This is a genomic window from Pseudoalteromonas sp. TB64 (genome assembly GCF_000498095.1).
Taxonomy (GTDB): Bacteria; Pseudomonadota; Gammaproteobacteria; order Enterobacterales; family Alteromonadaceae; genus Pseudoalteromonas.
In genome coordinates, this window is sequence record NZ_AUTQ01000075.1 from 1 (window position 1) to 12,887 (window position 12,887).

Annotated in this window: 16 protein-coding genes; 4 read left to right on the plus strand and 12 right to left on the minus strand. The window is 37.0% G+C overall.

Translation table 11 applies throughout. The features are described from left to right. From L647_RS0103815 to xerD, 3 genes are all read right to left on the minus strand, one after another. A partial coding sequence (locus tag L647_RS0103815) for a DHH family phosphoesterase (RefSeq protein WP_024610011.1) occupies positions 1-1,184 on the minus strand: 1,184 nt, incomplete at its 3' end. A gap of 81 nt (positions 1,185-1,265) precedes the next feature. Then, the gene (gene dsbC / locus L647_RS0103820; protein ID WP_024610012.1) at positions 1,266-1,994 is read right to left on the minus strand and encodes a bifunctional protein-disulfide isomerase/oxidoreductase DsbC; all 729 of its coding nucleotides are present in this window, start codon (positions 1,992-1,994) and stop codon (positions 1,266-1,268) included. Between the two features lie 60 nt (positions 1,995-2,054). After that, the gene (gene xerD, locus L647_RS0103825; protein ID WP_024610013.1) at positions 2,055-2,981 is read right to left on the minus strand and encodes a site-specific tyrosine recombinase XerD; all 927 of its coding nucleotides are present in this window, start codon (positions 2,979-2,981) and stop codon (positions 2,055-2,057) included. A 94-nt stretch (positions 2,982-3,075) separates the two neighbouring features. Here xerD and fldB point away from each other — a divergent pair, with 94 nt between their 5' ends. Beyond that, entirely contained in the window at positions 3,076-3,597 is a 522-nt protein-coding gene (gene fldB, locus L647_RS0103830) for a flavodoxin FldB (RefSeq protein WP_024610014.1), read from the plus strand. Positions 3,598-3,683: 86 nt separating this feature from the next. On the opposite strand, the gene L647_RS0103835 is transcribed toward fldB, so the two are convergent. The 4 genes from L647_RS0103835 to L647_RS0103850 all read right to left on the minus strand — a co-directional run bounded on the left by L647_RS0103835 (position 3,684) and on the right by L647_RS0103850 (position 7,371). Beyond that, the gene (locus L647_RS0103835) at positions 3,684-4,151 is read right to left on the minus strand and encodes a YHS domain-containing (seleno)protein (protein WP_024610015.1); all 468 of its coding nucleotides are present in this window, start codon (positions 4,149-4,151) and stop codon (positions 3,684-3,686) included. Between the two features lie 169 nt (positions 4,152-4,320). After that, complete coding sequence (locus tag L647_RS0103840) at positions 4,321-4,767, minus strand: DUF2147 domain-containing protein (RefSeq protein ID WP_024610016.1); 447 nt, start codon at positions 4,765-4,767, stop codon at positions 4,321-4,323. A 131-nt stretch (positions 4,768-4,898) separates the two neighbouring features. Beyond that, positions 4,899-6,611 carry a DUF4153 domain-containing protein gene (locus L647_RS0103845; RefSeq protein ID WP_024610017.1) on the minus strand — a complete coding sequence of 571 codons (1,713 nt, stop codon included), beginning with the start codon at positions 6,609-6,611 and terminating at the stop codon, positions 4,899-4,901. A 61-nt stretch (positions 6,612-6,672) separates the two neighbouring features. After that, positions 6,673-7,371: a methyltransferase gene (locus L647_RS0103850; protein WP_024610018.1), complete on the minus strand. Its 699-nt coding sequence runs from the start codon at positions 7,369-7,371 to the stop codon at positions 6,673-6,675. Positions 7,372-7,447: 76 nt separating this feature from the next. Between L647_RS0103850 and srmB the strand changes: the two genes are divergently transcribed. Then, on the plus strand, positions 7,448-8,674 hold the full coding sequence (gene srmB / locus L647_RS0103855; protein WP_024610019.1) for an ATP-dependent RNA helicase SrmB: 1,227 nt from the start codon (positions 7,448-7,450) through the stop codon (positions 8,672-8,674). A gap of 61 nt (positions 8,675-8,735) precedes the next feature. Here the strand turns inward: srmB and L647_RS0103860 are convergent, their stop codons facing one another. Then, the gene (locus L647_RS0103860; RefSeq protein WP_024610020.1) at positions 8,736-9,029 is read right to left on the minus strand and encodes a hypothetical protein; all 294 of its coding nucleotides are present in this window, start codon (positions 9,027-9,029) and stop codon (positions 8,736-8,738) included. Next, the gene (locus tag L647_RS0103865) at positions 9,019-9,297 is read right to left on the minus strand and encodes a hypothetical protein (protein WP_024610021.1); all 279 of its coding nucleotides are present in this window, start codon (positions 9,295-9,297) and stop codon (positions 9,019-9,021) included. Before L647_RS0103865 ends, L647_RS0103860 begins: the two co-directional genes overlap by 11 nt. A 100-nt stretch (positions 9,298-9,397) precedes the next feature. Between L647_RS0103865 and L647_RS0103870 the strand changes: the two genes are divergently transcribed. Next, the gene (locus tag L647_RS0103870) at positions 9,398-9,718 is read left to right on the plus strand and encodes a BON domain-containing protein (protein WP_024610022.1); all 321 of its coding nucleotides are present in this window, start codon (positions 9,398-9,400) and stop codon (positions 9,716-9,718) included. A gap of 86 nt (positions 9,719-9,804) precedes the next feature. Here L647_RS0103870 and L647_RS0103875 read toward each other — a convergent pair whose 3' ends face one another. Then, a complete protein-coding gene (locus tag L647_RS0103875) occupies positions 9,805-10,488 on the minus strand; it encodes a hypothetical protein (protein ID WP_024610023.1) in 684 nt (227 codons plus the stop codon). Positions 10,489-10,611: 123 nt separating this feature from the next. On the opposite strand from L647_RS0103875, the gene L647_RS0103880 reads away from it, so the two are divergent. Continuing rightward, positions 10,612-11,175: a hypothetical protein gene (locus tag L647_RS0103880; protein ID WP_024610024.1), complete on the plus strand. Its 564-nt coding sequence runs from the start codon at positions 10,612-10,614 to the stop codon at positions 11,173-11,175. 86 nt (positions 11,176-11,261) lie between these two features. Here the strand turns inward: L647_RS0103880 and L647_RS0103885 are convergent, their stop codons facing one another. Continuing rightward, complete coding sequence (locus tag L647_RS0103885; RefSeq protein WP_024610025.1) at positions 11,262-12,218, minus strand: mechanosensitive ion channel family protein; 957 nt, start codon at positions 12,216-12,218, stop codon at positions 11,262-11,264. A gap of 129 nt (positions 12,219-12,347) precedes the next feature. After that, positions 12,348-12,887 (minus strand): peroxide stress protein YaaA (gene yaaA, locus L647_RS0103890; protein ID WP_024610026.1); only part of this gene is annotated, 540 nt, incomplete at its 5' end.

Genomic DNA, 12,887 nt, shown 5'->3' on the forward strand with positions numbered 1-12,887 from the left:
GAGCCTTTAATCTCACCATTTTCGCCACCAGCAAATATAACGGTAGGTCGATGGTACTTTTCTTTTAAACGACCAGCCAAAATACCAATAACACCTTGGTGCCAATCATCTTGAAACAAGCAGATAGCATCAGGAATGTTACTATCGTTAAATGCGAGCTTATCAAGTACTGCTTGTGCCTCGGCTTGCATGCCTTGTTCTATTTCTCGCCTTGCAAAGTTTAAGCTGTCGAGCTCGCCCGCTATACTACGCGCTTGGTTTATATCGGTGCTGAGCAAGCACGCTATACCCAAACTCATGTCGTCCAATCGCCCTGCCGCGTTTAAACGTGGGGCAAGCGAAAAACCAAAATCACTGGCACTTAAACGTGAGGCATTACGATTTGCCACTTCAATAAGCGCGGTAATACCAGGGCGTGTTTTACCACTGCGAATACGGGCCAAACCTTGGTGTACTAACGTACGATTATTTGCATCAAGTGCCACTACATCGGCTACAGTGCCAAGCGCTACAATGTCGAGTAAATTAGCTAAATTAGGTGGTGGTTGTTGCTCAAAATAACCCAAATCTCGCATTACGCTTCTCAGCGCAATTAATAAGTAAAAAGCAACACCAACGCCTGCTATCGATTTAGACGGGAAATCACATTCGTGCCTGTTTGGGTTTACTATTGCATCGGCATTTGGCAGTTGCTCACCTTGTAAGTGGTGATCTGTTACGAGTACTTTTATGCCAACCGCTTTTAAAATATCAATACCGGCAATACACGATATACCATTATCTACGGTGATCACTAGGTCAGGTTTTATTTGTACTATTTGCTCAGCAAGCGCGGGGCTCAAGCCATAACCTAAGCTAAAACGATCCGGAATTAAGTAATCTAAATGCTTAAAGCCAAACATTTCCAAACCTTGCATTAAGGTTGCAGTACTGGTTGCGCCATCAGCATCAAAGTCGCCAACTATTAAAATATGGCTTTGTGCTTTTAATGCCTCAATTAATAAGTCGCTAGCTTTGTCTATGTCTTTAAACAATTTAAAGTCATGAAGCGTTGCTACACTATTGTTTAGCTCATCGGCATTGAACACATTACGATTGGCATAAATTTGTTTAATTACAGGGTGTAAATGACTCGGTAAATGCGAATCGTCAATATTTTCTCGCGCAATGATCAGTTTTTTCATGCAGGTTTTTTACTTATTTAGTCGTATTTAAAAGACAAAAAAAGGCCATTAAGGCCTTTTTAATAATAACTAAGCGTTTAATTACGAAGCTTTGTTAGCTTCTAATGCTGCTTTTAGTGCTGCAGCTGGCTGATAACCTGGGATCATCGTACCATCTTCTAAAACAATTGCTGGTGTACCGCTAATGCCAAAACTTTGACCAAGCTGATAATGCTCAGCTACAGGCGCGTTACAACCTTTAATTACTTTAGTATCTACGCCCGATTTAGCTTCTGTAAGTGCTTCTTGCTGATCTTTAGCACACCATACATTCATTAAATCTGCATAACCAGAACCTTGCAACCCACCACGTGGAAACGCAAGATACTTAACAGTAATGCCTTCATCAAGTAAATCGTCTAGTTCACGGTGCAATTTACGACAGTAGCCACAACTAATATCCGTAAATACGGTAATGCTGTGTTTTTCGTTTGGTGCTTTGTACACAATCATCGAATCTTCGTATTCTTTAAGACCTTCAACACGCACACCGTTAAGCGCTTGCTCTGTTAGGTTATTACGATTATTTAAATCGATTAGTGTACCTTGCATTAAAAATTGACCATCTGGGCTTGCATAAAGCACGCCTTTATTTGTGATCAGTTCTTTTAAACCCTCAACAGGGCTTGGGTTAATTTGCTTAACGGTAACGCCAAGCTCGGCAAATTTAGTAACAATAGGATCATTAGCATCTGGTGTTACAGCAACGCCATTTGCAAATGCACTAATACTTGTGCACAACATGGCACTTGCTAACATTAATTTTTTCATAATTCTCTCTATTCTAAAAATACTTATAAATTGACCGGCTTAGTGATAATAAATTTCAAATTAAGCGCGCGGATGATGCTGCGCGTGTACGGATTTTAATCGTTCATTAGCAACATGAGTATAAATTTGCGTGGTTGATAAATCGCTATGGCCCAACATCATTTGTACCACACGTAAATCTGCCCCATGATTTAATAAATGCGTAGCGAAAGCATGGCGCATAGTATGAGGCGATAATGGAGACTCAACCGATGCCAAAATAGCATAGTGTTTAATTCTATGCCAAAAAGTTTGTCGAGTCATGCCTACACCACGCTTAGACGGAAATACGAAATCGGTAGCGTGTTTTATCATTTGCGCACGGCCAACCTTTAAAAATTGCTCAAGCCAGTACATTGCTTCTTCGCCAAAGGGCACTAAACGCTCTTTATTACCTTTACCTTTTACAAACACTACCGCTTGGCGCAAATTAACTTGCTCCATTCTAAGCCCTACTAATTCGCTAACACGCAAACCCGTTGCATAAAGTAGCTCAAGCATGGCTTTATCGCGAAGTCCCATTGCTTCATCTGTATTTGGGGCAGCAAGCAATGCCTCTACCTCAGCCTCAGACAATGTTTTAGGTAACGACTGCCCCGCTTTTGGCTGTGAAATATTCAGCATAGGGGTGTCACTAATTACTTTTTCACGCACAAAGTATTGATAAAAGCGCTTTAGCGCACTAATGCTACGCGCAGTGCTACGAGGTTTTAATCCTAAATCGACTCGGTGTGCTAGGTAGCTTTCTACATCAAGCCCGGTTACCGTCATTAAGTTTTCGCCTTTTAAAAACAGGCAAAATTTATCTAAATCACTTCGATAAGCACTTAATGTGTTTTCGCTTACACCTTGCTCTAAGTACAGGCTGTCTAAAAAATTTTCTAGGTAGTCGCTGTTACTACTCATGCCACTATTATTTTCGGGGAAATTATCAGATAGCGTTGTCACATTGTGCTCTCATGCTTTGCTAAGGTATCAATTAAAAATACCTTACGGTAAACTTGAGCTTATCATATCAGGCAATTACACAGTGATAAATACGATGCAAATTGGTTTATTTTTTGGTTCTACTACGTGCTACACCGAAATGGCTGCAGAAAAAATTCGAGACATTATTGGCGCCGATATAGTTACCTTACATAATATTAAAGACGAACCACTAAAAAATGCAGAGCAGTACGACTTCATCATTTTTGGTATTTCAACATGGGATTTTGGTGAAATACAAGAAGACTGGGAGTCAAAGTGGGACGACATTGCAGACGTAAACCTAAATGGTAAAACCATTGCCTTATTTGGCATGGGCGATCAACAAGGTTACGGGCAGTGGTTTCAAGATGCGCTAGGCATGCTACACGATGAAATAAATACACAAACATTTACCCAACTTGGTTTTTGGCCAAACGATAGTAGCTACGAGTTTGAAGCTTCAAAAGCGCTAACGCCCGACAACAAACAATTTGTAGGGCTCGCACTCGACGAAGATAGCCAGTACGAACTAAGCGACGACCGCATTGCAACATGGGTTGAACAGGTAATGACTGAATATGGCGAAACGCTTTAATTAATAAGCTAATAAATAAAAAGCAAAAAGCAAAAAGCCCGCAACTAGTTTAGTTGCGGGCTTTTTAGTTAATATTAATTAAAAATTTACTTAAACGTCATCACGTTTGTTGTTTGTGGGTAATATCCATCAGCCATAACAATATACGGCACTAAATTACTTAACCATTTTTGCTGTACGCTTTCGCTGTAGTTTAAGTAAAGCTTATCTTCATGAATATAAAATGCTTCAGGGTCTATACCTACAGCGTTACCTTCATCAGCCATTGCATAAGCACACCATCCACCATATTGCGGTGCATAACGTTTTGGCTCTTTTTCAAATAGTGCTTTATTTTCTGCGCTTGCAAAATGCCAGTCGGCACCTAAATAGCTTACAGAGTAATTATCATTGCCTTTAACTGCTTTATTTTGCGTAAAGTAAGCAACGGTATCGTAGCCTTTAATGGCTGTGTTATTAAACCAACCTGTATTAACAGCGTCATCTTTTGCATTTGCTCCACCGCTTATTAACAGCGTGCTTAGCATTATTAAAGCAACTACGTACTTAATCATATTTTATCCTTTATTATTTGTTCAAAATTGAATGCCAATTAAATATAGCTGGCTTAAACAAGAAGAAAGGCAAAACGAATAAATGATTTCATACAGAGATTAATTTTTTATATAGCAGCAACTTTAAAGTCGATTTAAGAGTACCGAATAAACTTTCTTGTAATAAGCCTTATTCAACTTTTAACCAATATTGGTTACGGTAAAAAAAGCCAATATAGCCACGTACTTCAAGTGTTTTACCATCAGCTTGTGGCGTTAGTTGTACGGTGTAAGTTTTACCATTAGTGGGGTCAAGTATTTCTCCGTCGCCCCATACGCCATCATCCTCAGCTTTAACATCCTTAATAATAGTCATACCTAAAATAGACTGGTATTTTAAATTACCCTCGCACTCGGTGCATTTATCTTTTTGTTTTGTTGGATCAATGATTTTGTCAACGGTGCCGCTTAATACACCATCAGTTTGTGTAATACGCACATACGATTTAGCTTGGTTTGTATCCTCGTCAATCGTTTTCCAAAGCCCTACTGGAGTGGGTGCAGAAAACGCGCTTTGACTTACAAAAACGATAGTTGACAATGCACCAACTAAAGCTACTTTATATAACATTTTCATTGTGTTGCCTTTGTTTTAAGTGGCTAATAATTCAATCATAACAGTCGTTATATAAATACACTACAAAAGAGCAGACTAAACAAAACACGGTATGTTTTGTTTAGGCTTAAATTTAAAGTACGTAAAATAAACTACCTAGACATTTCAAAATAAACATCACCTATTTTCAAGTCTGAATATTCGGGTTCAACTATAAATATTTCATCGTTATCAATAATAGTTTTAAGTAATTTAACGTGTTCTGGGTTTTCAACATTAATATATCTTGAGACCCAAACTCCAGAGTCGAGTGACCAAAAATATGCAGATGTATAGTCATTACTCTCATTAATAAGGATAAATTCTAATTCGTCATCTTTATTTAAATCGATCCCAATAAAATAAAAGCTACTTTCTTTTAGTGAATTACGACCGTGAGAATAATACTCAGAAAAAGCCATCTCAATTAAATCTTGAGGAATTAGATCTCGTGAAGGCCAAAATGTACTTTGTTTAATAAAGTCATCGACAGTACCCATTTGTGTTGAGGTAAATTCATCATTTGCATACATTCTATCAATAGTAGTGTGCTGCTCTGGGTGACTCGTTTTAATCTTCTGTTTTAATAACTGCATAGCCAAATAACCTTGACGACCCAAGCTGTGCTCAAAATAATAATAATCAAACTCTTCAATTGTTACTTTACCGTCATCTAAGCGCCCTATTTGGCTTTGAGCAGATAAACTTTGAAAATTTAATAGAGGAGAATTAACAGCAAGCATACTTACAAGTACAACCCAGCCCATCACAATATTTATTTTGCTAAGCGGCTCTAGCCAATTGTCTCTTTTTGCTATAATTCCAACAAGATAACTAAACGAAAAACACGCCAACAAAAACCAAATTAAAATACCCCAACAACGATCTACCGTTAGCCCATGCTGTTCAATTCGCTGATAAATACCATAAGCCGAAATAACACTATAAACGGGAAGTAACGCAACGCTTATAAAAACAAGTCGATGTAATATTAGGTGATAAGGACGAACTGATGACTCATCTTTATAAACGGTATTAACAAAAAACAACGTAAGCACTTGCAACCACATGACTAATAAACTGCCACTTCCGGTTTCCCATAATTTACTGAGTCCGGTAAAAGGGAGTGTTGCTAAAAAACTAAGAGAAATAACCGATAAAACAGGCAGTAAAAACTTAATTAAAGTTTGCAGTAAAAAAGCGATATTATCTTCAACGTTCAAAAGCTTTCTAAATATGACACTCGCAAAGGCAAATGCGAGCGTTAAAGTCGGGATCCAAAACCACTCATTTCTTAATAACTCAGAGAAAAAATTAATATCTAAAATATCAAATAAAGCGGCACCTAAATTGAGTATTCCCCAAAAAATAAGTACAAACAGCCAACATTCTGCAAAAATTATAAAATTACGCCAAGACAGCTTAAATAAGCTGCTGTAGCTAATACTTACCGAGCTGCCAAATTGCTGTATGTACATTAAGCCTTTAAAGCCAGCTATAAGCACTGTAAAAATAAAAACAGAAGTTAAATCGCCATTACTCACATACTCCTGAGGTTCTTGCTGAAAACCAACATAAGCACCGAGCAAAGACAACAATAAAGAAAAGGGCAAAATTAAAATTAATGCACTTTTTATATTGCTCTTATTAACGCTCATCAACACTAATAAAGGAAAACTCATAGAAAATGTAATTAACGATATTAACCACACAGGGTTTGTTGCTGGCCATATATTGTTTTCTATACTGCTATATAAAAGAGTAAGCGCAATAGCTTGCAGTACTGCAAGTGTAATTATAAAGGGTTTAGGTAACTGATTGTCCATATCTGTTCTCTGTCATAAATTTTGATCAGTTTGCGTTATTTGTTCCTATTATACAATTACCCTACATTTTCAAATAAAATGCTTTGCACAGTGCTGTATAATCAACGCTATAGCTATTATCAATCTCACGAATACAGAGGGTTGATTCACTAAAATCACCGTCAATATAACTAAATGTCATTAAACTGCGGCTAACGTCTTTATTAGGTGTGGCTTTTACTTGGCAGTGCGTATTTAAATAAAGCCCATTTTGACTAGCAAGCTCAATAAACAATACACCTTCAACACTCGGTAATATTAAGCTAAAACGAGATTTATTATGGCTTAAACGTTTAAACGCATTTATTAACTCTTCAAAACTTAGCCCATCAGTATGGCGTGCGGTATTACGCGCAGCATTATTGCCTTTTAAACTGTGATTAAAATATGGCGGATTAGAGATAACGACATCAAACAAAATGTCACTACTAAAACTTTGAATGGTTTGGTGCTTAATATTTATATTTGGCCACGGACTACTCGCAACATTTTGCAATGCTTGAGCGTAGGCGCTTTTATCAATTTCGACTGCCGTGATAGCGAGCTCTGGATTACGCTGCTTACACATTAGCGCCAATAGACCCGTGCCTGTGCCTATATCAAGTAACGACTTTGTATTACTTAAATTAGCCCATGCGCCAAGCAAAATACCATCAGTAGAAACTTTCATTGCACACCGTTCGTGTTCAACCTTAAATTGTTTAAATGCAAAACCTGACATTTTTTCACCTTTTCGTTCACCAACTGGTGGATAGCGCGTATAATTGCAAGTAATTGTCCCTTATTTTAGACACTCTATGCAATTTTCTGACTTTGATCTTGATAACAAGTTACTCGACGCTATTAATAAAATGGGGTATGAAACCCCAACAAGTATTCAGCAACAGGCTATTCCTGAAGCGCTTCAGGGGCGTGATGTTTTAGCATCTGCACCGACTGGCACAGGTAAAACAGCTGCATTTTTAATTCCAGCTATTCAATATTTATTAGATTTTCCACGTCGTGATCCTGGTTTTGCACGTGTACTTGTAATGACCCCAACACGTGAGCTAGCTTATCAAATTCATGAGCAATGTGAGCTTCTTGCCAAGCGTACAAACCTAAAAGTAGGTGTGGTAACGGGTGGCATTAACTATGGCACGCACAAAGAAATTTTTGAAAAAAATAACGATATATTAATCGCCACACCAGGGCGTTTAATGGAATACCTAGAAACCGAAAATTTTCATGCTGAACATGTAGAGATGCTTATTATTGATGAAGCAGATCGCATGCTAGACATGGGCTTTAAAAAAGAAATGAAACGTATTTGTGACGAAGCTAGAAATCGTCGCCAGTGCTTTTTATTCTCAGCAACGCTTGAGGGCGATAGCGTTGAGCGATTTGCAGAAACAACGCTAAACGATCCAGCATTGCTTGAAGCAGAATCATCTCGCAAAGAAAAAGCAAAAATTCATCAGTGGGTACATTTAGCCGACGATTATCATCATAAGCTTGAGTTGTTAGTTAATACGCTCAAAAACCCTGACGTTACTAAAGCAATTGTATTTGTTAAAACACGTGAGCGCCTAGAAACACTGATTGGTGAACTTACAACCAATGATGTAAAAGCGGCTTGGTTACGTGGCGAAATGCCGCAAGACAAACGTATGAAAGCCATGGAAAACTTCCATAGCGGTAAAACACGTATATTAGTTGCTACTGATGTGGCTGCACGTGGCATTGATGTGTCTGACATCAGCCATGTTATTAACTTTGATTTACCACGTACTGCAGACATATATGTACACCGCATTGGTCGTACCGGTCGTGCTGGTAAAAAAGGCATCGCTATATCAATGGTAGAAGCGCACGATATTGGCATTTTATATAAAATAGAACGCTATATTGAGCAAAAGCTTAAACGTCGTGTAATTAAAGGTGTGGAGCCCAAGCATAAAGAAGCTAAGCCACCTGCTAAAAAGCGTAAAGATCCAGTAAAAATGAAAGCCAAGAAAAAGGCTAAGGTTAAAAAGAAAAAATAACCTAAAACATTTTTATACTAAGCCGGCTTTTGTCGGCTTTTTAATGCGATTAGCTTATTTATTATAAGGTTTTTTCTGTCCACTTTTCAAAACGTTCAGCTGCTGACTCAGCAACAACTACTTCAACTGGATTAACCCAGCAAGGAATACGATTTCGATTAAGTATGGCTATTTCTAGCTTTTCCCCTGATACAGAAGTACACCGAGAGCCCCCAAGTCCTCTTAAATTTCGCAGCCATAATTCACCTTGAAAGTAATATGAATGCCCATTTTTAGTTAACTTTATGAGTTCAATAGTAACTTTTTTATTTTCCCAACCTATATAGGCTAAAAGCTCACGGTAATTATGCGCCATATAAATAATCCATTACATTGTATAAGCGCATATTTACACAAAGCTTTAGTAAAAAAAAGCTTGCCGTTAAAAGCTTCGTATCTACAGAGACAGTGCCTACAAAAACCGCATCTACAAATACAAAGCCTGTAAAGACAGTACCCACAAAGCCTACACCCATTATATTTGTACCTGTAACAAATGTAATCAGATCATGTAACCCATACTCACTTTTATGTAAAAATTGCCCACCTGAATTCTCCCTTAATAAAATATCTTTTAATTTCAAGTAATTAAATGTGGCACTGAAATTGTAATAACAAGGATAACTCAGTCGTTAAAATTTAAAAGATGGCTGCACTCTTTAACCGTAATGTAAGGATTAAGTTATGAACCGCTTCAAGTTAACTATCGCTTTAGTATCATTTTGTTGTTTATTTTTATTAGCTTGCGCTACAAAAGTAAGTGCAGCAACAAGCGTGATCCTAGTAAGCACTGTTGCTACGCAACCTAACTTGCAGCAAACAATTACTCATACCTTACGTACCAATCCTAACTTAGTGTTAAGCGATATTCGTGTGCAGGTAAAAAACGGTGAAGTAGATTTATATGGCGAAGCGCAAACCGGCTTTCAGCGCGCATTAGCTCAAAAGTTTTTAGAAAATATGGATGGGGTAAAAATCATTCGTAACAAAATTAGCGTTATTTAATATGCACCACATAAACCTATTCGTAAATTAATTTATAAGCGCGGCTTGTTACTCCAACACAAGCGGCGCTTTTTTATTGTGTATAGTTATTTTAATTCTTCTAATTGTTTAGCTACATCACTTATTTTAAAACTACTTTTTTGTGAATTAAAACTTTCAACAAAAATTTTTTCAAAACTGCTTACTGTAGAATCTTCATTTAGCTCAAAGGGAAAACCCTTAAGTTCCTTTGTTTTTGGGTTAAACTTGTAAACAAAATTGTCACCACTTAAACCCGCTGAAAAAACGTAATGATGATTATCAACCCATCCTGCCGCGCCATGAAATAGAGCAATATTTATTTTATCGTTTTTAGTATGTACGCCAACTTTAACTACATTATTTTTATTGAATGCGGCTTTTGTTATTTCTTTACTGGGGATAAACCAAAACCCTTTTGTATTACCCACAAACACAGCTAAATATTCATTATCAGGTGACCAAGTGATAACGTTACTTTCATAACTTTTTCTAGGACATAAAACATCACCTGAGCTACAAAATTCTCGTAACTTCTGTTTTTCAATATATACCGCTTTATTTGGTAAGATTAATGTAGAGATAAGGTTTTTGTTTTTATCGAGAAAAAGTATTTCAGCGGTATTGTTATCTATATTTAATTTATAACTCACATCATATTTAGCATTATATTCGTTACCTACTGAAACAAAGCTAATAACTAGGCTTGAAAATAAAATTATTTTTGTAAACCATTTAATCTTTAACTTCATTTGTTTGTAATCCTAATATCTAAAAAATACACCTTGTATAACCAATAATTGCATAATAAATAGATAAAAGGGAAACTTACCTTATAAAAAATACGTAATAAAATCTGCTGGAGAAAATAATTAATGAATAAAGAAAAGTTACTTGAACTAATTACAAATCCGATTGAAAGCGATTACTTCCCTAGTAAATTTTTAGATGAATGCAAAGCATTTAAAGACTTAGATTATAATGAGCCTGTTACTCTTAAAAATGAAATATTTAACCAGTTTCGACAAACCGTAAACAATAAATGGCACTCTTGGCTAGAAGCATACATTCAGCTAAATACTGCTGGTAAGTTCCCTTTTCTATGGCCATTCAGTCAAAGTATGATTGGTTTTGACTTTAAATATGAATTAGACGACTTTAAAAGTGAAGACGAGTTTTTTTCTTTAGGCTCAGATCCCTCTGGCGACTGGTTTGTCATGACAACACAAAATGAGTCGACAATTCATTTGTGTGATCATCACGTGTACGATCTATATGATATGTGGATAAATCCAAATCATTTACTTGCATGGGCAGCACGTTTAGTTATAGCTGATGAAAATAAACTAACTCAAAATGAGATACTTGCTTACTGGGATAATAGAGACGATAAAGTAGAAAGAGGAACTATTGAGCGAATAACGTGTGAACTAAACTAATTAAAAAGCGCATTTTCACTCTGTAAAAATGCGCGTCTATTAAGTAACCATTTCCTAGTACTTTTGGCTAGTTATTTTTAACTGAACTACTCACTTTGGTTAGAGTCAGCACCTTCACCACTTTCTTTATTTGATGACTGCTGACTTATTTTATCGCTTATCATGGCATCGAGCTTTTCACCCCCTTTAATACCAAAATCTAAAGTACGAATTGGGAATGGAATACTAATGTCAGCTTCGTCTAGTGCTTGCTTAACGGCAACTATACCTTTATGGCGTACCGTCATAAAATCAGGCTCGCCTGGGTACTTAATCCAAAACCACACCAGTAAATTAATACTGCTATCGCCAAAACTCTCAGCGTATACAGCGGTTTCGTCTTTGCGTATTACAAAGTCGAATTCATTCATTTTTTCGACTATGACGTCTTTTGCTTTTTCTATGTCGTCACCGTAAGAAATACCCACTGGCACTTCTATGCGCCTAACACCTAAAGTGGTGTAATTTTTTAGTACATTTCTAAATAACACTTTATTTGGTACGAGTATTAATTGCCCGTAAAAGCTCTCTATTAGCGTGTTACGTAGGTTTATAGAATGTATTGAACCAAACACATCATCGGTTTCTATTACGTCACCAGTTTTAAATGGCTTACGTACGCCCATTGCTATACCAGCTATTAGGTTTTCGGTCATATCTTGAAACGCAAAACCAATGGCTAAACCCACAATACCCGCACCAGCAAGTAGCGAGGTAACAGTGCCTTTTAGCCCAACAAAATCGAGCGCTATAAATAAACCTATACACAACACAATAACTTTAAATATTGACGCCATTAAATCGGCAATTTGTTTTGAGTCGAGTGAACGGCGTAATACGTTTTTCATCAGCTTGCCAGCAAAGCGCGCCAATATTGAAAATACTATGGCAATTATAATTGCCACTATAAAATTAGGGATATGGCTGATAACAATATCAAACCAGCCTCCGAGCTTTTCTTCTATTAGTTTTTCGGCTTCGCCAACTGACGGAATGCTGATCATTTTATTTGCACCTCTGTAATTAGTAATCTCATTAATATTAGATGAAGTTGCAAATATAACGCCAGCATCAAAAAAGCCATGCGGTGCATGGCTTTTTAACTATTTAATTAAGTGAACTTTACGCTCAGTTTAATTTTGTTCGTCGCGCATAAATACCGGCTCAAGCTCTTTAGCTGTTGCCTCTTGGCTAAAGTAATAACCCGCCACAGTAAACTCTTTAAGCTGACTTAACTGCGTTACTTTATTTTCGATAATGTAGCGCGCCATCATGCCGCGTGCTTTTTTAGCATAAAAGCTAATTACTTTATATTGACCGTTTTTACAGTCTTTAAAGTGAGGGGTAATAATTTGTGCATTAAGCGCTTTTTTATCTACCGCTTTAAAGTATTCGTTTGAAGCAAGGTTAACTAAGTATTGCGCGTCTTGTGCTTTTAATACGTCGTTAAGTTTATTCGCTATTACGCTGCCCCAAAACTCGTATAAGTTTTTACCACGTGAGTTTTCGAGCTTGGTGCCCATTTCAAGGCGATAAGCTTGCATTAAATCAAGTGGTTTTAATAAACCGTATAAACCCGAAAGTATACGTAAATGGTTTTGTGCGTAATCAAGCTCGCTAGCTTTAAGCGTGCTTGCATCTAAACCGCCATATACATCACCATTAAAGGCAAG